The sequence below is a fragment of the Asticcacaulis taihuensis genome, from assembly GCF_900100255.1.
In the GTDB taxonomy this organism is placed as follows: Bacteria; Pseudomonadota; Alphaproteobacteria; order Caulobacterales; family Caulobacteraceae; genus Asticcacaulis; species Asticcacaulis taihuensis.
Genome location: NZ_FMTS01000001.1, coordinates 1,328,760 through 1,353,582 on the forward strand (window position 1 = coordinate 1,328,760; position 24,823 = coordinate 1,353,582).

Consider the following 24,823-nt stretch of genomic DNA (forward strand, 5'->3'; position numbering starts at 1 on the left):
ATGTCTATACATTATGAATTATGTATAGACATATTAGGCGAGTCTGAGAAGCCATGCAATGCGATACGGTCTGGACAAATTGCCGCCTGCTGGCCCGCGCCGGTCAGCCGCTGATCGACAAGGGCATGATCGCCGCAAAAAACGGGCGCGTCGTATATGCCGGGCCCGCGACGGATTTCGACGCCCCGACCATCGATCTGGGCAGGCGACTGGTGACCCCCGGCCTGATCGATTGCCATACCCATTTGGTCTTCGCCGGCAACCGCGCCCATGAGTTCAAGCTGCGGCTCGATGGTGCCACCTATGAGGAGATCGCCCGTGCCGGCGGCGGCATCCTCTCGACCGTCACCGCCACTCGCGCCGCCTCCGAAGACGAACTGATCACCGCCGCCCTGCCCCGGCTGGATGCCTTGATCGCTTCCGGCGTCAGCACCATCGAAATCAAGTCCGGCTACGGCCTGACTCTCGAAGATGAGCTGAAAATGCTGCGCGCCGCGAAAGCCCTGGAACGCCGGCGCCCGGTGCGGGTCATGACCACGCTGCTCGGCGCCCACGCCCTGCCGCCGGAATACAAGGACCGGCCAGACGCCTATATCGATGCCGTCTGCCACGAGATGATCCCGGCCGTGGTAGGCCTGGCCTCGGCGGTTGATGTCTTCTGCGAGGGCATCGGCTTCTCGCCGGCTCAGACGGAGCGCGTCTTCCAGGCCGCCCAAGCGCATGGCCTGCGCGTCAAGCTGCACGCCGAACAGCTCTCCAACCTGCACGGCGCAGCCCTGGCGGCACGTTATGGCGCCCTGTCCGCCGACCACCTCGAACATCTTGACGCAGATGGTATCGAGGCCATGCGCGACGCCGGCACGGTGGCCACCCTCCTGCCCGGCGCCTTCTACTTCATGCGCGAGACTTATCTGCCGCCGATCGAAGGTTTGCGCGCCGAAAACGTCCCCATGGCCATCGCCACCGACTGCAATCCCGGCACCTCGCCGCTGACTTCGATCCTGATGGCAATGAACATGGCTGCCACCTGCTTCCGCCTGACAATCGATGAATGCCTGGCCGGCGTCACCACCAATGCTGCGCAAGCGCTCGGCCTGTCGCACGAAATCGGCACCTTGGAGGCCGGCAAGTCATGCGACCTCGCCATCTGGGACTGCGCCGAACCGGCCGACCTCGTCTATTTCATTGGCGCCTCGCCCCTCCATTCCCGCGTATTCCAAGGTCAAACTATATGATCCTCACTCCCGGCTCCGTCACCCTGGCGCACTGGCGCGCGATCTATCGCGGCGAAGCGTTCTCGCTCGATCCCGCCTGCCTGCCGCACGTCGCCGAGAGCGCCTCGGCCATCACCCGCATCCTGGCCAAGGGCGAGCCGGTCTATGGCATCAATACCGGTTTCGGCAAGCTGGCCTCGACGCGCATCGATGACGCCGATCTGGCGACGCTCCAGCGCAATATCATCCTCTCTCATGCTGCCGGTGTCGGTGCGCCGTCGCCGAAACCCGTGGTCCGCCTGATGCTGGCGCTGAAACTGGCCTCGCTGTCACAGGGCGCTTCCGGCATCCGGGTCGAGACGCTCGAACTGATGGAAGCCCTGCTGGCCCACGATCTGATACCAGTCATCCCGTGCCAGGGATCGGTGGGGGCTTCCGGCGATCTGGCGCCGCTGTCGCATATGGCCGCCGCCATGCTGGGCGTTGGTGAAATCGAAGCCGCCGGGGTGCGCAAGCCCGCCCTGCAGGCCCTGACAGATGCCGGCCTGAAGCCCCTCGATCCCGGCCCGAAGGAAGGCCTGGCCCTGCTCAACGGCACGCAATTCTCGACCGCCAATGCGCTGGCCGGCCTGTTCGAAGCCGAGGTGCTGATGCAGACGGCGCTGATCACCGGCGCGCTCTCAACCGAGGCCGCCAAGGGTTCGGATGCCCCGTTTGATCCGCGCATCCACACCCTGCGCCGCCATCGCGGCCAGATCGATACCGCCCACACCTTGCGCGAACTGATGAGCGGTTCAAGCATCCGCGCTTCCCACCTGAAAGGCGACGCGCGCGTCCAGGACCCCTATTGCCTGCGCTGCCAGCCCCAGGTTATGGGCGCCGCGCTCGATGTTTTACGCCAAGCGGCTGCCACGCTGGAAACCGAGGCCAATGGCGTCACCGACAATCCGCTGATTTTTACTGATCGCGACGGCACGGCGGATGAAGCCCTGTCTGGCGGCAATTTCCATGCCGAGCCGGTGGCCTTCGCCGCCGACATGATCGCGCTGGCGATCTGCGAGATCGGCTCGATTGCCGAGCGGCGTATCGCCATGCTGGTCGATCCGGCGCTGTCGGGCCTACCGGCCTTCCTGACTCCAAAGCCCGGCCTCAATTCCGGCTTCATGATCCCGCAGGTGACCGCCGCCGCACTGATTTCCGAAAACAAGCAGAAAGCCTATCCGGCCAGCGTTGATTCCATCCCGACCTCGGCCAACCAGGAAGACCACGTCTCCATGGCCGCCCATGGCGCGCGCCGCCTGATGGAAATGGCCGAGAACGCCTTTGCCGTCATCGGTATCGAACTGCTGGCCGCCGCCCAAGGCTGCGATTTCCACGCCCCCCTCACCTCGTCCGAGGCGCTGGAACGCGTCCGCACCCTGACCCGCTCGTCTGTGCCCGCGCTCGATCACGACCGCCATTTCCATCCGGATATGGCCCTGGCCATTGAGCTTGTCCGTTCCGGTGCTGTCATCAAGGCGGCGAACATAAACCTGCCGACGGTGGAATAGACACAATCGATCTCCCCCTCTTGGAGGGGGAGCTTGGAAATTGCGTTCAGCAATTTTCAAGAGGGGGTAAATGCCCCCGACAGAGTTACCCCCTCCGGCGCTGCGCGCCACCTCCCCCTCCAAGAGGGGGAGATTTATAGAAGGATGAGCCACCCATGACCCGTCTCGATAATTCCCGCATCATTAAGCCGGCCACCGGCACGACCCTCTCCGCCAAATCCTGGCTAACCGAAGCCCCCCTGCGGATGCTGATGAACAACCTGCATCCGGATGTCGCCGAACGTCCGGAAGAACTGGTCGTCTATGGCGGTATCGGCCGGGCAGCACGCGACTGGGAAAGCTATGACCGCATCGTCGAGACCTTGAAGCGCCTGGAAGCCAACCAGACCCTGCTGATCCAGTCGGGCAAGCCGGTTGGCGTCTTCGAGACCCACGAAAACGCCCCGCGCGTCCTGCTGGCCAATTCCAATCTGGTGCCGCACTGGGCCAACTGGGAACACTTCCACGAACTCGACCGCAAGGGCCTGATGATGTACGGCCAAATGACCGCCGGCTCGTGGATCTATATCGGCACGCAGGGTATCGTTCAGGGCACCTACGAGACCTTCGTGGAGATGGGCCGCCAGCATTATAAGGGCGATCTCAAGGGCAAGTGGCTGCTGACCGCCGGTCTCGGCGGCATGGGCGGCGCCCAGCCCCTGGCGGCGGTGATGGCCGGCGCCTCGTGCCTCGCCATCGAGTGTCAGGCCTCGCGCATCGATATGCGCCTGCGCACCCGCTATCTCGATTACCGCGCCGATACCATCGACGAAGCGCTGGAAATGATCAAAAAGGCGGAAAAGCCGATTTCGGTCGGCCTGCTCGGCAACGCGGCCGATATCCTGCCGGAGCTTTACCGCCGTGGTGTCCGCCCGGACCTGCTGACCGACCAGACCTCGGCCCACGATCCGGTCAATGGCTATCTGCCCTCCGGCTGGACGGTCGAGGAATGGCTCGACAGGCGCGAGCGCGATCCACAGTCCGTGGCGAAGGCCGCCAAGGCGTCTATGGCGCAGCACGTCCGGGCCATGCTCGATTTCCAGGCGGCCGGCGTGCCGACCGTCGATTACGGCAATAATATCCGTCAGGTCGCCTTTGATGAGGGTGTGACCAATGCCTTCGATTTCCCCGGCTTCGTGCCCGCCTATATCCGTCCGCTGTTCTGCCGCGGCATCGGCCCGTTCCGCTGGGTGGCACTTTCGGGCGATCCGGAGGACATTTACAAGACCGACGCCAAGGTCAAGGAACTGCTGCCCGACAATAAACACCTGCATAACTGGCTCGACATGGCGCGCGAACGAATCGCCTTCCAGGGCCTGCCGGCGCGCATCTGCTGGGTTGGTCTCGGTGATCGCCATCGCCTCGGCCTGGCCTTCAACGAAATGGTCCGCAAGGGCGAACTGAAGGCGCCGGTCGTCATCGGCCGTGACCATCTCGATTCAGGCTCTGTCGCCTCGCCCAACCGTGAGACCGAGGCGATGAAGGACGGCTCCGACGCCGTTTCCGACTGGCCACTGCTCAACGCGCTGCTCAATACGGCTTCCGGCGCCACCTGGGTATCTTTGCACCACGGCGGCGGGGTCGGCATGGGCTATTCGCAGCATTCCGGCATGGTCATTGTCTGCGATGGCACGGAAGAGGCCGACAGGCGGCTGGCGCGCGTACTGTGGAACGATCCTGCCACCGGCGTCATGCGTCATGCCGATGCCGGTTACGAAATCGCTATTGATTGCGCACGCGAAAAGGGCTTAGACCTCCCCAGTCTTTAAGTGAGCCTGTCCTGTGATTACCCATCTCCCTGCCTTGCAACGTGTCCCCCAGCCCTGGAAAAACGGCGGCGGGGTGACGCGCGAAATCGCCGTCTTCCCGGAAGGCGCAGGGCTGGAGAATTTTCACTGGCGGATCAGCATGGCCGAGGTCACCGAACCCGGCCCCTTTTCGCGCTTCGAGGGCATCGACCGCCATTTGACCGTCCTCAGCGGCCGGATGCGGCTGGATATGCCCGATGGCCGCCACGTGCTTGATGCCGGTGACAGTTCCGCCTTCGCGGGTGAAACCCCTGTCGAAGCCGCGCCGCTCCTGCCGGTGATCGACCTCAATGTCATGACCCGCCGCGGCCACGCGCGCGCCGAAGTCCGGCATATCACATCCGGCGTCATCCTGCCGTCGGATCTGGTGTTTCTGGTGGCCACAAAGCCGATGATCGTCACCGCCAATGGCCAGCGCTATGCGCTCCAGCCCCATGATGCGCTGAAATTTGAAGGCCTGGAAGGCGAACCTATATCGTCGGGCGACGGATATCTGGTGGTCTTTCCATAAGTTAAATCCACAGATTGCACAGATTAGCACAGATTAAGAAAGGAAAGGGATTAAGTGGGGTTCATCTCCTGATTTCCTGGTCAGTGCAGGACGCCTTATCTTAAAGAGCGCAAAGCGCTCAAGAGTAAGTCAGTTCCCGCACATTCCTTAATCTCTAAGTAGTGGACGAACACGTCCGTTTCTCCCCTTAATCCTCTTCCTTTCTTAATCTGTGCTAATCTGTGCAATCTGTGGATTCAAAATCTTAAACTATCTCCACCGCCACCGCCGTTGCCTCGCCGCCACCGATGCAGACAGCGGCCACACCGCGTTTCAGCCCGCGCTGTTTGAGGGCGTTGATCAAAGTCACGAGGATGCGCGCGCCCGAAGCCCCGATCGGGTGGCCCAGCGCGCAGGCCCCGCCATGGACATTCAATTTGTCATGCGGAATGCCGAGATCGTGCATGGCGATCAGCGCCACCACGGCGAAGGCTTCATTGACCTCGAACAGGTCGACATCTCCAATGCCCCAGCCGATCTTGTCCAGCAACTTGCGGACCGCCCCCACCGGCGCCCGGCTGAACCATTTTGGTTCCTCGGCATGGCTGGCATGACCGACAATGCGGGCGATGGGCGCCAGCCCCCTGGCCTCCGCCATCGAGGCGCGGGCCAGCAGCAGCGCCGCCGCGCCATCTGAGATCGAACTCGAATTAGCCGCCGTCACCGTGCCATCCTTGGTAAAGGCCGGTTTCAGGGTCGGTATCTTTTCCGGTCGCGCCTTGGCCGGCTGCTCATCGGCCGTGATCAGGCCCGCCTTCGTCTCCACCGGCGTGATCTCGGCGCTAAAATCCGCTTTCAGGGCGCGGTCGAGCGAGGCCAGGGCATAGTCGTCCTGCATCTGGCGGGTGAACTGATAGTGCGTGGCCGCTTCGTCGGCGAAAGAGCCCATCAGGCGGCCCTTGTCATAGGCATCTTCCAGGCCATCGAGGAACATATGGTCCTTGACCTCGCCATGCCCCATCCGCATCCCGGCACGCGCCTTAGGCAGCAGATAGGGCGCATTGGACATGCTTTCCATGCCGCCGGCCACAACCATACCCGCCGAGCCCGCCGCGATGGCGTCGCAGGCCAGCATCACCGCCTTCATCCCGGAGCCGCACATCTTGTTGACCGTGGTGGCCGGCACCGATACCGGCAGGCCCGCACCCAAGGCCGCCTGGCGCGCCGGCGCCTGTCCCTGCCCCGCCGGCAGCACGCAACCCATGATCACCTCGTCAGGCACCTGTCCGTTCAGCACGGCGCGGATTGCCGCAGCCCCCAGTTCTGGCGCGGTCACGGCCGCGAAATCGCCCTGAAAACCGCCCATGGGCGTGCGGGCCGCGCCCGCAATGATGATTGTCTCCGGCATGATCGTTTCCTCTTGTTATTATAAGAAAATTACACATGAAACTATTTTTCACAAGCGATTTGCCACGCGCCGTTTCACGCAACCATATCGCTTTTTTTCATAATTAGCGTAAGAGACGGGATAGAATATGATCGCAATCAAGGAATCCGCCATGCGCCTTCATACTGTCGCTCTCACCGCCCTCGCCTTGATCCTGCCCGCCTGTGCCCAGGCCGGCCCCAAGCCGGACGATGCTCAGATTACGCCGGACGCGCACGCTTTCAGGATCGGCACTTACCAAGCCTGGAGCCTGCGTGACCTGACAAATGTCGTGCCTAATGACAACAGTGTCATCGGCCAAGGACAGACGCCCGAAGACGTAGCCGTCGTGCTGAAAGCCGCCGGCCAGCCGACCGATCATATCACCCTGTCGATCGATGCCCTGCTGGTGAAGGCTGGCGATCATCTGGTGCTGATCGATACCGGTATGGGACCGAAAGCGCACGGCGTACTGATGCAGAGCCTGGCCAAGGCCGGCGTGACACCCGATCAGGTCACCGATGTGCTGATCACCCACAGCCACCCGGACCATATTGGCGGCCTGCTGACCGCTGAGGGCAAACCCGCCTTCCCGAAAGCCGTGGTGCGCCTGACAGATGCCGAATGGGCCTCCGTGAAAGCCAATCCGCAACAGGCGGATTTCGTGACCGCCATCACGCCGCAGATACAGACCTTCGCCGGCGGCGCAGAAGTCCTTCCCGGTATCACGTCCGTTATTCTGAAAGGCCATACCCCCGGCCATACCGGCTATGAGATCACCTCAGGTGACGCGAAACTGCTCGATATCGGCGACATGGCGCACAGCGTCGTGGTCTCTCTGGCCAAACCCGAATGGCCCATGGGCTACGACGCCGACAAACCGGCCGGTGAAACCACCCGCCGCGTCGAACTGACTGTTCTGGCCAAAAACGGCGAAACCATTTTCGCGCCCCATTTCCCCTTCCCCGGCACCGGCCAGATCGTCGCCAAGGATGATGGCTTCGCCCTGAAACCAATCGAATAAAATTACCTTATCCAAAAATCAAAAATTACTGATTTTATTTGTTCTGACGCGCGGCGCACACTGATGGCACCCAAACCAAAGGAGATGCCCGCGTGTCAGAACAAGCCCCCAAATGCCCGTTTCACCAGACGACTACGGCCGGCGCGCCGGTCGTCGATAACCAGAACAGCCTGACCGCCGGTCCACGCGGCCCCGTGCTGCTCCAGGATTACCAGCTTATCGAAAAGCTGGCCCACCAGAACCGCGAACGCATCCCGGAACGCGTCGTCCACGCCAAGGGCTGGGGCGCACACGGCACCTTCACCGTAACCCATGACATCACGCGATATACCCGCGCCGCCCTCTTCGCCCGCGTTGGCAAGCAGACCCCGCTGATCACCCGTTTCTCGACCGTCGCCGGCGAGCTGGGCGCCGCCGACGCCGAACGCGACGTGCGCGGCTTTTCGGTGAAGTTCTATACCGAGGAAGGCAACTGGGATCTGGTCGGCAACAACACACCGGTCTTCTTCATCCGCGATCCGTACAAGTTCCCGGACTTCATCCACACCCAGAAGCGCCACCCGAAGACGCACCTGCGGTCGCCCACCGCCATGTGGGATTACTGGTCGCTGAGCCCTGAGGCTCTGCACCAGGTCACCATCCTGATGTCGGACCGCGGCATTCCCGTCTCGCCCATGCACATGAACGGCTACGGCTCGCATACCTATTCGTTCATCAATGCCGTCAATGAGCGTTTCTGGGTCAAGTTCCACTTCAAGCCCCACAAGGGAAAGGTGAACCTGACCAATGAAGAGGCCGCCAAACTGATCGGCAAGACGCGCGAAAGCTACCAGGAAGCCCTGTTCGGCGCGATTGAAGCCGGCGACTTCCCGCGCTGGGACTTGTTCGTGCAGGTCATGCCGGAACTGGAGGCCGAAACCACGCTCTATAACCCCTTCGACCTCACCAAGGTATGGCCGCACGGCGATTACCCGCTGATTCCGGTCGGGGTCATGGAGCTGAACCGCAATCCGGACAACTATTTCAACGAGGTCGAGCAGGCCGCCTATTCGCCGTCGAACATTGTGCCGGGTATCGGCTTTTCACCGGACAAGGTTTTGCAGGCGCGCATCTTCTCCTATGCCGACGCCCACCGTTATCGCTTAGGGACTCACTACGAGGCCCTGCCGGTCAATGCGCCGAAATGTCCGGTCAATACCTATCACGCCGATGGTCAGATGCGCTTCTTCGCGCAATTCGGCGGCAATCCGGATGCCTATTATGAGCCCAACAGCTTCGGCGGGCCGAAGGAAGCGCCGGAATACAGGGAACCACCGCTGAAGATTTCGGGTGATGCCGACCGCTATAACCACCGCGACGGCAATGATGACTACAGCCAACCGCGTGCGCTTTTCAATCTGTTCTCGGACGGTGAAAAGCAGCGCACCTGTGCGAGCATTGCCGGCTCGATGAAGGGCGTGCCGCAGTTCATCATTGAGCGTGCCCTGACGCACTTCGACCGGATCGACCCGGCCTATGGCGCCGGCATCCGCAAGGCCCTGGCTCACGGCGGCGACGCCGAAGTCCAGGCGACACGCAGTCTCGACTGATACAGAAACGCCGCTGTCTGTTACGAGACGGCGGCGTTACTTTCTCAGGCGTAGTGCCGATAAGGGAGTTCGCTGCGGGCGGGTGGCGTCTTGGCCTTCACCGCCTGTTCGACCACGGGCCGGACATCGGGATGGATGGACTGCTGGTGGATTTCATAATTGGTATCCAAAAACCAGGCATTTTCCAGGGCTTCATCGAGCACCAGCGACCAGACATTATGCGGCAGTCCGAGGCGATCTATAAGGGATTGTGAAATGTCGGCTTTTTCAAACATCAAATCTGCATTCAGGGACATGGGTTTCATCCATATGTGACGGTGGCAGCAGGTTCAGCACCGGCACTATGGCGTTAACCTTTGGCTGTGGCGACTCAATTCGACGCCCCAAAAACGCTGCGTAAAAAGGCACTTTCAGACCTTCCTCCGCCTACGGATCAATGGCCTTATTACGCTTCCCCTGGCCTTTCAGACATGTCATTGAGTCCATGCCGTGAATCCGGACAAGCCGCCACGCCCTCTTTCGCTGTCATGAGCGAAAACCATTCTGACACACGCCTGACATCTTATGTTCACAAATTGTGACAATCGACCCCGCCCCCCCCTTATCAAAGGGCGTTTGTGAGACGGATTAGCGTTTCACCCGCACATTGGCCTCATTGACCAGTTCGATATAGGCGGCGCCAACATTGATAACATATTCATTTTCGCCCCAGAAGAACGGCCAGTCCTCTTTGTTTTCAGGGAAGTCAGGCTTGAGCACCAGCACGCCCGGCACCACGCCGCCAGCGATGAAGCTGAAATCGGCGCGATTATTGCCATAGGCCACTTCCTTTGAAACGGTGCCGACGCCGGACACAAACGATACGTTCGAGCCCGGATGCGTGCCGTAAATGTAATCCAGCGCCTGATAGACCGCATCCGTGCCGACAATGTCGGGAAATTCCCGGTTCAGCGCCGCGGCTGTCAGGCCGTATTCGACCACCGTGCCACCGCCGGCCCAGCCACCTTCGGTGATCGGCACACCGAACGGATTGGCCGTGGCCAGCTTATCGGCCTCAGCCTTCAAGGCCACAACCGTCGGCCGGACCTTGGCTTTGAAGGCTTTCGGCATCAGCGGCAGCGCCTGGGCCAGGGTCGCGGCATTGGCGCTGAAGGTCTTGTTGACCTCCGGCCACAGGGCCTCGATCCGTTTGGCGTATTGCGGCTCTTTCGTGGTGATCAGCAGTTCGACGGCGGCGGAAAGCTCTTCTTCAACCAGGTCGCCACCTGTGGTATTGCCGTGATGATAGAGGTTCGGCGCATGGCTGTGTTCCTCGGCCCAGATCCGTTTGGCGATCGCCAATGACTTGTCAGCCAGTGGATCGTCGAAGTCTTTCAGCGCGCGGCTGGCGGCGGCCAGCGCCGCGATCGAGCCGTAATTCAGTGCCGAGGTGGTATTGGTGAAGGCCCAGCGATCGTCGGGCATCCCGCTCTTGCCATCCTTCACCTCGTCACGCGCCAGGGACGGATCATAGATCAAGCCGTCAGTCTTGGTCACGGCATCGCCGAGGTGCGGGTATTCCGCCACGTCCGGCTCGACAATGCCATTGATGGCATGGCCCACGGCATCGAACTGCGCCACCAGTTGCAGCGTGCCGTGCTGGATCTGCTGCAACAGGTCGGGCTTGCCATCCGGCACATGGATATCGACGTAACGGCGCTGATGATCGATCAGGGTATCGTCGCGCGTGAGGCCGAACTTTTCCCAGCTCTGCACCAGAGACCGCACCACGGCATAATGAGTCTGGGTGCGGATGTCGAAATCGCCGGCATCAAACCAGCCGCCGACATTCAGTCCCGGAATATGCTCATAGGGCTTGTATTTTGTGTCCGTGCTTCCCGGCTTGGAGGCGTAAAGATCGATATGATCATCCCCCGGCGGCGCCTGCATGGCGTCGTCGCGGTGGCTGTCACCGTGCCAGACCCGATAAGCCTCATTGACCTTCATATGGTCCATCGCCACCGGCAGATAGACATCGAGCGTCGGCTCCCAGGCCGTGGCGTAGATATCCGGCGCGATACGGAACGGACTGGTGCGCTGGCCTTCATATTCGATGACATACAGGCCCGGCCTGGTGACGCTGGAGAAATCGAAGGTGCGGTAATCATAGCGCAGATAGTGCCCCCAGGGCTTGGCCTCGGCGGTCAATACCGGCGTGAAGCTGCCATCCGCCCCCACCTCAAGCAGACGCGCCTCGGCGGCAGGCTTATCGTTCGGATCGAGTTCGATGACGGCCTTCTTGGCCTGCTGCGGCGCGTAGCCCAGTTGCGAATGGGCGATCATCGGTGGCCGCACCCAGCCGGCCACCGAATTGGCGGTCAGGGTCCAGGAAACCACCTCACCGACTTTTCCGGCCGGCAGAAGCGAGCGCACGACATACCAGCCGTTCTGCGCCTGGTTGCGGCCGTCATAAAGGGCGATATCGCTGTCGGAGGTCAACGCCACCCGGCGCGCCGGATCTTCCGGCGCCAGCACAAAACTCTTGCCGTGCGCCAGCGGCAACGGCTCGGTCTGCGGCAAGAGGCGCGACATCGGCACGCCCTCGCCCAGGCTCTTCATCGGGCCCGAAGGATAAAGCGGGAACGTCCCCGCCACACCATCGGCGAGATAGCTCTTGTGGAAATAGGCGGCCGGCAGGAACTCCATGTTTAGCCCGGCCCTGCCAATCAGGGCTTCCGGCAGGGGTTTGTCGAGGATCACGCTCAAGGCCACGCCCTCGCCTTTCGGCTCAACGCGCACCTGATAGGTGAAATCATATTTCGGATAGCTGATCGTGGTGGTGACAACGCCCGTTGCCTGATCCACCTGCCGGTCCTTCACCAGCCCCATCTCGTCCCACTGGCCCGGCGTCGGCATCAGGCGGACATCGCCATTAGTAGCCGTGCGCACGCCCTGCTGGATAAGCTCGACCCCGGCGATCTTGGCATCATTAAACAGGCTGTTGGCGCCATTGGCAAAGACCAGCACATTGACGCCGCGCGTCTCGAAATAGCCTTTGTCGTTCAGATGCAACGGTTCGGCCTGGGCGGCTACCGATAACATGACACCGGTAGCGACCGTCAGCATAAGCCTGTTCAGATGACGCATGATACTTCCCTGTTTATTTTTATGATAGCGGTAACATATCCCTTCAGACGAGACTGTCAACCAGCTAGTCCAGCCCGTTACCGGTTCAGTTTATTGAGCAGCAGGGCCCGCAGACGGCGGGCCTTCATCTCATCCATCGGCCCCAGATTGCCGCGGGCATGTTCGGGCAAATGCGCGCCGGCGCGATCGGAGGGACCGAAAACATAGTAGTCGAACAGGTCACGCCAGGCATCCTTTTCCGCCTGCGGCCTGTCGCGCAAAGACAGCAGCGCGTGCAACAGGGTATTCTGCGGCGTGTCCATGAAGGCGGGTGAGGTGTTCCACCAGTAATTGATGAGGATATTGAAGGGTTCCAGCGCCTCGACATGATGCCACCACAGGGCGGGATAGAACAGCACGTCACCGGGTTCCAACTCGGCCACCTGTCCCGCCGCCACGGCCTCCCGGAAACGCGGGTAGCGCTCGAAATCCGGATTATTGAAATCGACCATGCTGATCACCTGCCCGCCGGGCGTCGGCTCCAGCGGACCGGGGTAGAGATTGGCCACCTGGTTCGGCGGAAACAGGGTAAAGCGCCGCTTACCCGCTACGCAGACCGCCAGATTGTGCGACATGTCGTAATGCGCCGTGGCCGTGGTGCGGTTGCCGATCCAGATACTGGCCAGCGGCGGATTGGCGTCAAACATCGGGTGGTTGAGCACCAGTTCGTCATGCGCTCGCAAGCCCGGCAGGAACAGGTCGAGATCAGTCGAACCGATGTAAAAAGACGGCGGATTAGGATCGCCCATATGTTCGGCAATCCGATCAAGCGCCTCATTGAGGTCACTCCGCCCGCCCTGGAAATTGAAGCCGGTGACGTCTTCATTGTAGGCAAATCGCCCCGCCTGTTCAGGTTCGGCGACAAACAATGTCACCGGCCGCCCCTGATAGAACCGCCTCAGGTAATCCATGGCAGCCTGTGCAGAGGCGAGCCCCGCCTGCACCAGCGGCCAGTCCCGCGCCACGCCCTTCATGATAACCGGGGCCTGGGCGGCCATCAGGTCGTCATAGGGTATCCGATCCGGCACGATGCCGGTGATGATCCGGGTTTTGGCCGTAACGCCCGACATATCCGTTAGGCGCCCTGTAGCTTGCGGTTTTTGAGAGCGATCAGGTGCGGCATATTGCCGAGTGAGGTCAGCACATAAAAAGCCATGGCCAGATAACCGCGCGCATTCAGACCGGCCAGTGCGGCACCATCCAGCCCCGCCAGGGTCTCACCGCTGATGGAGAACAGGTCTGGAATTTCATATCCCAAGTCATCATCGATACGAACATCAACCTTGACCGGCGCCACCAACCCCGCCTCAAGCCAGGCAGCAAAAACATCATCGTTCAGGCCCAGTCCACCGTGCAGCGTGCGCAGAACCTGAAGATAATGCTCCAGAACCGGCGCATTGCCACCGTGCGGTTTGAACAGCGGCTCCCCCTCGCTGCGGCTGAGACGGGGATGCCCAGGCTCCATCAGCATCATCGGCCCTTCACCATCGCTGCCTTCACGAAAACCCAGCAGGAAGGGACCGCGCGCCTGCTCGGCCGGTACATAGCGAGCGTTCCAGTCTTGGCTGTCGAGAAACAGGTTTTCGTCACGATCAAAACCCAACAGGGCGATGGCGTAAAAAGTCCCTTCCGCGTCACGGCGGAAGAAGATGGGATATTCCCGCTGGACCTCGGCAAACTCGTTCGGATACACGCGGACCTGGTTAATGGCGTCACCAAAGCCGGCGGCATGACCGGTCATGACACGCAGATCGTGATGCTCGATATTGTCGAGAAGCACGGGTTTACTGTTTTCCATAATCGTCAGGTCCATTTAAGCTATAGCGGTCGGGCAATACTGTTTCAGGAAGGCGTCTTGCGGCATCATATTGGCCACGGTGTTATCAACCGTCGCCTTCAGGCCGTCAAACACCTGGTTCATTTCGGCCGGATTCATGAGCGCGCCCAGACGATGCCACCCCTGCGGCTCCAGCCGTTGCCCCAGCATGACCTGCGCCCAGGAATCCGTCCGGAACAGTTCCCCCGGCTCCTGGTAAGCCATGCCGGACTCGCGGAAGAGATCGATGCGGCTCTGCAAGGAGTCAGGCACGGTCATCTCCGCGTTTTCCGGCCAGAACGGGCTGTCGGTGCGCTCGGTCAGCTTGTAATGCAGAATGACAAAGTCCCGCGCATACTCGGCTTCCCGGTCCGACAGCTCATTATAGCGCGCCACCAGCGCATCCGTGATGCCGAAGAACGGGAAATTCTGAATCAGGTTCAGGATCGATTTCTGGAACAGGTGGATGCTGGTCGATTCCAGCGGTTCGATAAAGCCACTGGAAAGTCCCATGGCCACGCAGTTCTTGTTCCATATTTTCCGGCGCCGGCCGGTCTTGTATTTGATCACGCGAGGCGTGTTCACCATCGGCGCATCCAGGCTTTTCGTCAGCAGCGCGTGCGCCTCGTCGTCCGACATATGGGCGCCCGAATAGACCAGGCCATTGCCGACGCGGGTTTGCAGCGGAATACGCCAGCGCCAGCCGGCGGTATGGGCCACGACCTTGGTATAGGGCAAGGGGGCGCCCGCCGATTCAGTCTGCACCGCCAGGGCCCGGTCGGTGCGGATCCAATGGCTCCAGTCCTCATAGCCCGTTTTCAGCGTTTCCTCGATCAGCAGGCCGCGGAATCCGGTGCAATCTATGAACAGGTCACCTTCGATCACTTCCCCGCTCGCCAGGGTGACCGAGGCGATAAAGCCTGTGCCGGCGTCCTGCTGCACGCTGACAATCTGCCCTTCCTGCCGCTTGACACCGGCCTCTTCGCTCAGCTTGCGCAGATATTGGCCATAGAGGACGGCATCGAGATGATAGGCATAATTGATGGACAGGTTCTTATGGAGCTGAAACTTCCCGGCCATCGCCGCTTTCGTTTCCAGGCTGTAATCATCCAGCGATCCGCCAAGCCCTTTTGAGCGGGCCTCAAGCCAGATATTGTAGAAATGCGCCATCCAGGGCGACTTGCCGAGCGTGCCGAAAGAGTGGAAGTACCGGTCGCCCTGTCGCGCCCAGTTTTCAAAATCGATACCCAGTTTAAAGGTCGCATTCGTCTCCCTCATGAACGCCTGTTCGTCCACGCCAATCAGATGGTGAAAGGCCCGCACGGTGGGGATGGTCGATTCACCGACCCCGACAATACCGATATCGGCCGATTCAATCAGCGTGATATCCAGCACCGAACCAAGCAGGCGTGACAGGGCAGCGGCCGCGCACCATCCCGCGGTTCCGCCGCCGGCGATCACCACCTTTTTTATCATCTGCGCATTCATATGCCCGTCCCTGTTCACTTGACCGTCTGTAAAAAAAGGAAGGCCGCATTGTTATGCGGCCTTCCCCTCAAGTTAAACCGATATCTGGTTTAGAACTTGTAACGAATACCCACGTCGTAACGTGTATCGAGTTCCTGATACATGACAACATCGGTCGGCACGCGGATATATTGCACCACATGTTCGCGGTTGATGTTCAGGGCCTCGAACGTCAGCATGAGGTTCGGGCGCAGTTCGTAGTTCAGAGTCGCATCCCACTGACCGAAGGCCGCGACATAACGACCACCGTTTTGCGAGGCATTGGCCTGAGCCAGATACTTGTCGCGCCAGTTATAGACGATCCGGCCTTCGAAGCCATACTTCTCGTAGATACCCGTGATGTTGTAGGTATTGCTGAGACCTTCCAGAGCGAACTGGTTGCTGCCGAGCGGATCGGCACCGTCGTCCAGAGCCACGTCACCGTTAACCGTGGTGCCGCTGGCGGCGATACCGAAGCCGGTGTCACCGAAGAAGTGCTGGATGGCGAATTCGAAACCGTCAATATTGGCCGTGTGGTTATTGACTGGTTGCGAAAGGACGAACGTCGCCAGAGGATCGGCGCTGTTGCTGACGACCTTCCAGTTCGGGTTGGCCCACAGATAGACCGACAGCGCATCCGTATCCACAGAAACGTGTCCGTCCGGCGCGGTATTGGTGTTCCACTCGTTCAGCGCCGTCGCCACGTCCCCGCCGGCCTGATCGATAAGGATCGTCATGGCAGACAGATTATTGGTGTTGGTGCTTGCACCGATGCTTTGAAGGGCAGCGACCGCAGCCCCCGAACGCGTGCCCGCCTTACCGGAAGCCGGATCGGTTATGCCGAACAAGGTGGTGTTGGTCGTGCCGTTACCAACGAAGTTCTGCACGGCCTTGCGGTAATAACCCAGCGAGACATAGCTGTTCTTGCCGTAGTACCATTCAGCCGACAGATCGAAGTTTTTCGATACCAGCGGCTTCAGAGCCGGGTTACCGGAAGAGGCCCGGTAGATACCGCCATTATAGCTGGCATCGCCCGGCGCACCGACGCTGGTCGTGGCGTACATCTGGCTGTATTGCGCACGAGCATCGGTCATGGAGGCCGACATACGCGCGATGAAGTCATCCGTCACGTTCCAGGCCATGTCGAGGCTCGGCAGCCAGTTGCTGTAGTGCGATTCCACGGCATAGGGCTGGACGCTGGTGCCCTGAACAACCGAGAAGTTGTTCTTCTGATCCCAGCGCAGGCCGGTCGGGATGTTCTGGTAAGCCGTCACCTTGACATTGGTGTCCTCGAAACGAACGCCACCCAGGATCTTCAACGGACGCGACAGGACTTCAGTCTTCAGCGAGTACTGCACGTAGGCCGCGTTGACCTTTTCCTCGACTTCGTTATGAGCGAAGCCGTTGAGGTTTGGCGTATTGGCCTTGGCATTACCGGTTACGCCGTTGGTGACAACGTTCTGGAACGCTGCACCGCTGCCATAATAGGCTTTCAGACCGTTATAGGCATCGACAGCGTTAAAGCGGTAAGCCGTACCATCTGCCGTCGGCATGTCAACCGAAGTGAACTGGCAGGACAGACAGAATGCCTTGATATCCTGGGTGCCGTACTTCTGCAGGTCACCGGGGTTGAGACCGCCCCAGTCACCGAACTGCGCCTGATAGCCGGTGAACTCGGATTCGTTGACGTTCTTGTAGGCGTCGACGCCGAAGCTCAGCTTGTTGCTGTCGTTGATCTGATAGGTGGCATCAAACTTCGCCTGCTCGAGATCGTCGGTCTGTCTTGAGAAGAACTGATTGCTGTAACCCGAAGCGATGGAGGCGATGTCCTGCTTACCGGTCACCGACTTGGTCGGATCTAGCACCACATTTTGAATAGGCGCCGCCAGTTCACCAAAGGTGGTGGTGTTCGATTTCACATAGGTCTGGGCCGCGCTGACGGTGTCAGACGACGAGCCGTCCGGATTATTGCCGCCCGAGCTGGACTTGGAGGCCGACAGATCGGCCGACAGTGTCCAGCTGTCGTTCGGATGCCACTTCACGTTCAGGCCCGTTGACTGGATCGTGGATTCCACGGCACGCAGTTCATTTTCGTAGCCCTGGTCCTTACCGGTCGGGATCGTGTCGGTTGCCGAAATCGCCGACTTGATGATCGGGTTATCGTCAAACGTAATGGCCGCATAAGGGCTGCGCGAGAACCAGTTGGTCAGCTCGGAGCGGGCTTCCTCGGCTTCCAGATGCGTGTAGAAGCTGTTGGCCGTGACGGTCAGATCTTCGGTCGGATTCCAGCGCAGGGTGACGGCGGCATTGGAACGCTTCAGCGAATTTTCCGCATAGGTCAGACGGCTGTCGGTCGGCACGGCGATCAACTGATTCATGTCGGTCGGTGCGTTGGTGATATTGGCCGCCGCAGGCGCCTGGCCGGTCGTCAGCCATTTTGCATAGGTCTGGACGTTCCAGGAGTTAACGGTGTCCGAACGCGTCGAACCGGTCTTTTCCTGATACGAACCAAACAGGGCGATGCCGAAATTGCTGCTGTCATTGGTCCACTGATAGGCGCCGGAGATTTCCGGTGTGACGCTCTTCTTCTTCAGAACCGTGCCGAGACCAGGATTGTCCGTGGTCAGAGCCTTGACCGTGAAGCTGCCCTTCGAGCCCGAATGGACGAGCGGCTGCAGGGTGGCGATATTGATCGTGGCGCCGATGCCGCCGGAATTGAGGTCGGCGCGGCCGGTCTTGTAGACCTGAACGGCCGAAACGCCATCCGATGCGATATTGCTGAAATCGAAGGCGCGGGTATTGCCCTGATTGCTGTCAGCGCCCTGACCGCCGCCAATGACGCCGATGGTCGAGGCCGGCATGATGCGGCCGTCAACGGTCGTCATGTTATAGCCGGGACCGAAACCGCGAACCGTGATCTGCTGGCCTTCGCCGTTGACGCGGTTGATCGACACGCCGGTGACGCGCTGCAGCGAGTCAGCCAGGTTGGTATCGGGGTATTTGCCAACGTCTTCAGCCGAGATACCGTCGACCACACCGTCGGCGTTCTTCTTGATGTTCATCGAACGCTGCAGCGAACCGCGAATACCGGTGACGACAATCACGGTTGAATCATCTGCCGGCGCTGCCGCCGGGGCGGCGTCCTGAGCTGCGTCCTGTGCAAACGAAGGCGCGGCGATGGCGCAAATGGCCAGCGTCGAAACGCCACCCAGGAACGCTGTACGCAACACCCTACCGGCGCGTTTCCTATTTACTCTACTTGTCATGTAGTCCTCCCAACTTTGGTTTTTATGACAGACAGCGCGTCAGCCTACGGGCTTCGTTCGCAAACGATCACCTGAAGGCAGACGCGTTTTTCCGGCCCGCGACACCAGCTTATCCGGCATCCGGTGGAAATTTTCGTGGGAAGCTGCGCCCCCAACGGACACGCCCCCACCCTACTAACGCTTACTAATCGAGACCTGACACGAGCCTATAAAGTCCTGCAACCCGTTCAATTTTCCCCGACAACGTTGTCAGTATCAAATTTGATCGCTAAACGCTATAGCCCCATTTTATGCCGTAATGAAAATTCCGGCGCTTCCTTCTCCAAACCTATCATTATCGCCGCGACTGTTTTTAATGGCCGCGATCAGCCTAGTTGCCTTTCCGGATATGGCTTTTCCACCCCGGTCCGGTTTTGGTACGTTAGCGGTAACACTCAGCCTTGAAACCGTCAATTATGGAAAAAGACCAATGCACATTTTTATGTGTGATTTGCAATTATGCAACAATACCGACGCGTGAAACACTGCCACAGCCCAAAATTGTAATATTATTAAATTTATTGATATTACAATTAAGCGCGTTTTTTAGACTTTTAGCTATAGGATTGATTCGCCTGAACGACAGCATCCGGTAATTTTTCACTGTCGGAAGCTGGCACATACTACCGAATAATAGCTTCCATTCGCGGGCCGCTTCATACGCTCAACTCACCCACCATGAAAGAAATCATGGATCTTCTGCGCCAGGGCGGCACTAATGCCTTCGATCTTCATCAGCTCATCGACCGTGGCACGCCCGACCTCGCGGCCGGAACCAAAGGCCGCCAGCAGGGCGCGCTTCTTGCGCGGGCCGATGCCTTCGATCTCATCGAGCGGATTTTTGGTAATGGCGGCATCGCGCTTCTGGCGGTTGGCACCGATAGCGTAACGGTGGGCCTCGTCGCGCAGGCGCTGCAAATAATAGAGCACCGGTGATTTCGGCTCCATCATGAAGGGCAAACGTCCGGGCATGAAGAAGCGTTCCATGCCGGCATCGCGGTCCGGCCCCTTTGCCACGCCGACGATCGGAATATCCTCCAGCCCCAGTTCGCTCATGACCGCCAGTACGGCATCAAGCTGCCCCTGTCCGCCATCCACCAGCACCAGGTCCGGCCGGCCAAAATTCTTCTCGCCTTCGGGCAGATCCTTTTCCTTGATCAGGCGCATGAAGCGCCGCCGGAAGACCTCCGCCATCATCGCGTAATCATCACCCGGCCTGGTATCAAGATCACGAATGGTGAACTTGCGGTACTGGCCTTTCAGGAAGCCTTCCGGCCCGGCCACCACCATGCCACCGACCGCATGGGTGCCGCCCAGGTGAGAGTTGTCATAAACCTCGATCCGCATGGGCGGCGCGTCCAGCCCAAAGGCTTCGCAGACCCCTTGCAGAAGCTTCGATTGCGCGCTGCTTTCCGCCAGCCGGCGGCCAAGCGCGGCGCGGGCATTATTAAGCGCGTGCTGCACCACCTCGCACTTGTCCCCGCGCTGGGGCCGCAGCACCTGAACCTTGCGTTCGGCTTTAAGGCTTAACGCCTCCATCATCAGATCGGCTTCATGCAAATCGTGCGACACCAGGATCAGGCGCGGCACCTGGCGATCCTGATAGAACTGCCCCAGAAACGCATCGAGAATGCTGCCGGCATCATCTTCCTGGTCGACACGTGGAAAATAGGCGCGGTCGCCCCAGTTCTGGCCGGCACGATAGAAGACGACCTGGACACAGGCCGCGCCGCCTTCGTTGAATACGGCGAAGACATCGGCTTCTTCCTCGCGCAGATCGACCGAGGAGGACAATGACACATGGTTCAGCGCCCGCACCCGGTCGCGCAGATGAGCGGCGCGCTCGAAATCCATCTCGTCCGAAGCCTGCATCATCTCCTTCGACAGCCGGTCGATCACCGACCGGCTCTTGCCTTTCAGGAAGTCATGTGCCTGCCGCGCCAGGTCGCTGTAATCGGCCAGGCTGATAACGCCTGTACAGGGTGCGCTGCACCGCTTGATCTGGTGCAACATGCAGGGCCGGGTGCGCGAAGCATAGACGCTGTCGGTGCAGGTGCGCAGGAGGAAGGCTTTTTGCAGCGTATCGAGCGTATGATTGACCGCTGACGTCGAGGCGAACGGGCCGTAATAGTCACCCGGAATGGTATGGGCGCCGCGGTGCTTGGTGATCTGCGCCGCCTCGTGGTCTTTGCGCACCAGAATCTCGGCGAACATCTTGTCGTCACGCAGCAGCACATTGTAACGCGGCTTCAGCGCCTTGATCAGCCGCGCTTCCAGCAGCAGGGCCTCGCCCTCGGTATCGGTACGCAGCAGCACCATTTCGTGGGTCAGGGCCACCATGCGGGCGATGCGCTGGGTATGAAATCTACCTTGCGCATATTGCAGCACGCGCTTTTTCAGCGATTTCGCCTTGCCGACATAAAGCACTTCGCCATCATGGCCCAGCATCCGGTAGACACCTGGCTTATCCGGCGCCAGGGCCGCCTCACGCCGGATCAGGGCCGCGCCGATCAGCCGGGCGTCCGGCGCTTCGATAGTGATTTCGGGGTCTTCGGCGTCTGGGGTCATTATTATGTATGCTTAGCATGAATCGCAGCCAATATATGGGAAGCCTGACGCAAAATCACACAGGTTTCCGGCAGCATAGGCCGCAACTGAAACAATCCGGCAATCACGCATCCGTGATTGTGATTTGGTGTATGGCGCGCATTGCCCTATATGGGGGCATTACCTCCGCCATCGAGACTCAATGACGCCCGCCGCTTCCCTGACGCCTGCGCCGAAATCGCGTGAAATCCGCGCCCTCACGGGCCTGCGCGGCATCGCAGCCCTGTATGTGGTCTTCTTCCATGCCAATGGCCTGCACGCCTTTCCTATGGCGGTGCGTCCGTTCGTCAGCCACGGCTATATGGCGGTCGACCTGTTCTTTATCCTCAGCGGCTTCGTCATGGCCATGACCTATGGCGGCCTGTTCGAGCACGGCTTCGACCTGAAGAATTTCAAGACATTCCTGCTGCTGCGCCTGGCGCGCATCTATCCGCTCTATATCCTGATGACGGTCATCACCGCCGTGATGATCACCACCGTGCTGAGCGACACCTACCGCTTCGATGATAATGTCCTGCGCGCCCTGCCCTTCAATATCACCATGAGCCACGTCTGGGGCCTGGCCTATTCGATCGTGCCGCCCTCCTGGTCGATCAGCACCGAATGGGCGGCCTATCTGCTGTTTCCGGTCAGTATTCTGCTCGCCCTGTGGCTGCCGCGCCGCTATGCCCTGCTGGGCGTGGTGGCCGCCTTTGGCATACTGATCGCCGTGGCCTATGGCCCACAGTGGATGACTCATCATCCTCATAGGGGCATCGGCAGGCTCGATGTCGTCCATTCCTATGCGCCGGGCACCACCCTGCGCTGTCTGGCGGGTTTCTATATCGGCCTCGTTGCCTTCCGCTTCAAGGATCTCGTGCCGGCGCGCGCCGCCGGTCTGTTCCTGCCGCTGGCGCTTTTTCTGCTGTGCTACAAATCGAACGATGTCTGGCTGATCGCCGTCTTCGCCGGCCTGATCATGAGCCTGAGCCACGACGAAGGCGTGATCGCCCGCCTGCTGCAAAACCGCGTCATCTACTGGCTCGGCCTGGTCTCGTTCGCCCTCTATCTGGTGCATGACCTGGTGCAGAAGATCATCTTCAAATCGCTGCCGGTCTGGGGCGCCGATCTCGGCCTGTCGAAAATGACCTGGGTGTTCGTCTCGGTCGCCATCTCTCTCGGCATCGCCGCCCTGGCGCACTACTATTATGAGAAGCCGTCACGCATCTGGGCGCGCAACCTGATCAGGGCGCTGGAAAACCATGCCCCGGTCTTCAGCCGCGCCAACTATGTCAAACTGACCAACTATGTGCGTTCAGTCGCCGTGCGCCCGACGACACCAGCGGAATAATCACCAGAGCGGGTCCGCAGGAAAGCCCATCAACGCTTCCTGAATCCGCCGCAATGATCCTTCGTTGATATTATCCGGCAGGGCATCGAGCGCGAAAAAGCCGACATTCTTGATCTCGGCGTGTGAGGTCATCGGCACGTCTTCATACCGGTCGACGCGAAACAGCAGGACATGATCACCGGGGAAGAACCGCTCATTGCTATGCACCGACAACAGCCTGGGTTGCTCCAGCGGATTGACGCCGGCCTCTTCGCGCAGTTCGCGCGCCACAGCCTGATGCGCCGTCTCGCCGGCATCCACCCCGCCGCCCGGCAGCCACCAGCCTTCGAGATAGGTATGCTCGATCAGCAGCACCTCGCCCTTCGGATTGACCACCAGGCCGCGTACGCCGAGCGTCTTGCCGCGTGTCGCCCGGGAATAGGCAAAAAACAGCGGCCGTGAATAGGGTTCTACAACGCGTTTCCAGTCTTCCATGAATATACGATGGCGGCATCGGGGCACCGATGCAAGACGGCAACGACAATCTGTCTGATTAAATATCGTTTATGTCAGCGTGATTAAACTTGATTGGCGGGCGCTTGCCCCCTTGTCTCCGGCACGCAAGCCGGTTATCAAAAACCATTCATTTGCGGAGTCTGTCCATGCTCGCCATCTCGATCCTCGGCCTGTTCCTTATCTTTATGGCCGTCATGAACATCATCGACTTCGGCCGCGTTGACTAAACGGGTCCTTCAAAGGACAGCCTTAGTCACCGGCGCCGCCAAGCGGATCGGCCGCGCCATCGCCATTGCCCTGGCCAATGCCGGTTATGATATCGGCGTCCATTATGGCCAATCGCGTGATGACGCCCTGGCGCTTGTCCGCGAACTGGAAACACTGGGCGTAAAGGCCTACGCCATTCAGGGCGATCTCAGCGATGTGGCCAGTGTCGCCGGCCTGATCGACAGGGCCCGTGAAGCGCTGGGCCCGATCGATGTCCTTGTCAACAACGCCTCCGTCTTCGCCGATGATCGCGCCCGCAGCCTGACCTTGGATAGCTGGCAGATGCACATGGACACCAATCTGCTGGCGCCGGTTCTGCTCTCCCAGGCATTTGCCGCGCAGAGCGATATCCGCGAAGGCGCCTCGATCATCAATATGATCGACCAGCGGGTCTTGAAGCCCTCCCCGCCCTTCTTCAGCTACAGCATGTCCAAGGCCGGCCTGTGGCACGCCACACGTACCCTCGCCCAGGCACTGGCGCCTCATATCCGCGTCAATGCGGTGGGGCCGGGCCCGACGCTCAAATCGATCCACCAGAGCGAGGCCGACTTCGCCCGCGAGGCCCGCTCGACCCTGCTGCAAAAGCCGACCTCGCCGGAAGAGGTGGCGGCAGCCGTGATCTACCTGCTCAGCGCGCCAAGCGTCACTGGCCAGATGATCTGCGTCGACTCAGGCCAGCACCTGAACTGGCGAACCTTGGATATGTTTGATCTTTAATGATCCTCCCCTGCTTGCGGGGGAGGTGTCACGGCGAAGTCCGTGACGGAGGGGGCACGACTAGCTTTTCAGTTTATCCCGAACATACCGCACAATCCCATCGCCGACATCATGCGCATCCGCCATTATATCGGCCGCCGGTATTCGCATGGTTTCGATCCCTCTTTCCGCAAACCACTGATCGCGCATGACATCGCGCTGCGGATGGTCATGGCGCTCGTGTATCTGACCATCAACTTCAATGACAAGCTTGGCTTTTGCACAGTAAAAATCCGCGATAAACGGCCCTACCGGATGCTGTTTGCGGAAAGAGAAACCATCACGCGAATGCCCCTTCAATCCTAGCCACAACAGGACTTCGGCGTGAGTCATCTGCCTGCGAAAATGACGCGCCAATTTGATTTTCGCGCCTTCACGCATAATGCCCCCTCCGGCTCGACAGGCTCGCCACCTCCCCCGCTTCGCAGGGGAGGAA

The 24,823-nt window shown here is 60.1% G+C and carries 18 protein-coding genes; 8 read left to right on the plus strand and 10 right to left on the minus strand.

Annotated elements, in window-relative coordinates; all coding sequences use genetic code 11:
- The first annotated feature begins 53 nt into the window (after positions 1–53).
- The 4 genes from hutI to BLO49_RS06325 all read left to right on the plus strand — a co-directional run bounded on the left by hutI (position 54) and on the right by BLO49_RS06325 (position 5,122).
- Positions 54–1,235, plus strand: a complete 1,182-nt coding sequence (hutI, locus tag BLO49_RS06310; RefSeq protein ID WP_090645632.1) for an imidazolonepropionase — start codon at positions 54–56, stop codon at positions 1,233–1,235.
- Positions 1,232–2,764: a histidine ammonia-lyase gene (gene hutH, locus BLO49_RS06315; protein ID WP_090645634.1), complete on the plus strand. Its 1,533-nt coding sequence runs from the start codon at positions 1,232–1,234 to the stop codon at positions 2,762–2,764. The genes hutI and hutH overlap by 4 nt, the downstream gene beginning before the upstream one ends.
- A gap of 155 nt (positions 2,765–2,919) precedes the next feature.
- The gene (gene hutU, locus BLO49_RS06320; protein WP_090645635.1) at positions 2,920–4,572 is read left to right on the plus strand and encodes a urocanate hydratase; all 1,653 of its coding nucleotides are present in this window, start codon (positions 2,920–2,922) and stop codon (positions 4,570–4,572) included.
- A gap of 13 nt (positions 4,573–4,585) precedes the next feature.
- Positions 4,586–5,122 (plus strand): HutD/Ves family protein, encoded by a 537-nt coding sequence (locus BLO49_RS06325; protein WP_090645638.1) that lies wholly within the window; start codon positions 4,586–4,588, stop codon positions 5,120–5,122.
- A gap of 244 nt (positions 5,123–5,366) precedes the next feature.
- Here the strand turns inward: BLO49_RS06325 and BLO49_RS06330 are convergent, their stop codons facing one another.
- Positions 5,367–6,509 (minus strand): acetyl-CoA C-acyltransferase, encoded by a 1,143-nt coding sequence (locus tag BLO49_RS06330; protein WP_090645640.1) that lies wholly within the window; start codon positions 6,507–6,509, stop codon positions 5,367–5,369.
- A 151-nt stretch (positions 6,510–6,660) separates the two neighbouring features.
- On the opposite strand from BLO49_RS06330, the gene BLO49_RS06335 reads away from it, so the two are divergent.
- Positions 6,661–7,551 carry an MBL fold metallo-hydrolase gene (locus BLO49_RS06335; protein ID WP_090646203.1) on the plus strand — a complete coding sequence of 297 codons (891 nt, stop codon included), beginning with the start codon at positions 6,661–6,663 and terminating at the stop codon, positions 7,549–7,551.
- Between the two features lie 92 nt (positions 7,552–7,643).
- Positions 7,644–9,140: a catalase gene (locus tag BLO49_RS06340; RefSeq protein ID WP_090645643.1), complete on the plus strand. Its 1,497-nt coding sequence runs from the start codon at positions 7,644–7,646 to the stop codon at positions 9,138–9,140.
- 44 nt (positions 9,141–9,184) lie between these two features.
- Here the strand turns inward: BLO49_RS06340 and BLO49_RS06345 are convergent, their stop codons facing one another.
- From BLO49_RS06345 to uvrC, 7 genes are all read right to left on the minus strand, one after another.
- Entirely contained in the window at positions 9,185–9,436 is a 252-nt protein-coding gene (locus BLO49_RS06345; protein WP_090645645.1) for a hypothetical protein, read from the minus strand.
- A gap of 331 nt (positions 9,437–9,767) precedes the next feature.
- The gene (locus BLO49_RS06350; RefSeq protein ID WP_090645648.1) at positions 9,768–12,266 is read right to left on the minus strand and encodes a glycoside hydrolase family 9 protein; all 2,499 of its coding nucleotides are present in this window, start codon (positions 12,264–12,266) and stop codon (positions 9,768–9,770) included.
- Positions 12,267–12,343: 77 nt separating this feature from the next.
- On the minus strand, positions 12,344–13,375 hold the full coding sequence (locus BLO49_RS06355) for a cupin-like domain-containing protein (RefSeq protein ID WP_090645650.1): 1,032 nt from the start codon (positions 13,373–13,375) through the stop codon (positions 12,344–12,346).
- A gap of 5 nt (positions 13,376–13,380) precedes the next feature.
- Entirely contained in the window at positions 13,381–14,118 is a 738-nt protein-coding gene (locus BLO49_RS06360; RefSeq protein WP_245678880.1) for a SapC family protein, read from the minus strand.
- A complete protein-coding gene (locus tag BLO49_RS06365; protein WP_090645653.1) occupies positions 14,119–15,609 on the minus strand; it encodes a tryptophan halogenase family protein in 1,491 nt (496 codons plus the stop codon).
- Positions 15,610–15,698: 89 nt separating this feature from the next.
- The gene (locus BLO49_RS06370; protein WP_170828218.1) at positions 15,699–18,857 is read right to left on the minus strand and encodes a TonB-dependent receptor; all 3,159 of its coding nucleotides are present in this window, start codon (positions 18,855–18,857) and stop codon (positions 15,699–15,701) included.
- A 744-nt stretch (positions 18,858–19,601) separates the two neighbouring features.
- Entirely contained in the window at positions 19,602–21,500 is a 1,899-nt protein-coding gene (uvrC, locus tag BLO49_RS06375; protein WP_090645658.1) for an excinuclease ABC subunit UvrC, read from the minus strand.
- 181 nt (positions 21,501–21,681) lie between these two features.
- Here uvrC and BLO49_RS06380 point away from each other — a divergent pair, with 181 nt between their 5' ends.
- Entirely contained in the window at positions 21,682–22,869 is a 1,188-nt protein-coding gene (locus BLO49_RS06380) for an acyltransferase family protein (protein WP_090645661.1), read from the plus strand.
- Here BLO49_RS06380 and BLO49_RS06385 read toward each other — a convergent pair whose 3' ends face one another.
- A complete protein-coding gene (locus tag BLO49_RS06385; RefSeq protein WP_090645663.1) occupies positions 22,870–23,343 on the minus strand; it encodes an NUDIX domain-containing protein in 474 nt (157 codons plus the stop codon).
- A gap of 240 nt (positions 23,344–23,583) precedes the next feature.
- Between BLO49_RS06385 and BLO49_RS06390 the strand changes: the two genes are divergently transcribed.
- A complete protein-coding gene (locus tag BLO49_RS06390; RefSeq protein ID WP_090645666.1) occupies positions 23,584–24,348 on the plus strand; it encodes an SDR family oxidoreductase in 765 nt (254 codons plus the stop codon).
- A 60-nt stretch (positions 24,349–24,408) separates the two neighbouring features.
- On the opposite strand, the gene BLO49_RS06395 is transcribed toward BLO49_RS06390, so the two are convergent.
- Complete coding sequence (locus tag BLO49_RS06395; RefSeq protein ID WP_090645668.1) at positions 24,409–24,768, minus strand: endonuclease domain-containing protein; 360 nt, start codon at positions 24,766–24,768, stop codon at positions 24,409–24,411.
- Positions 24,769–24,823: the final 55 nt, after the last annotated feature.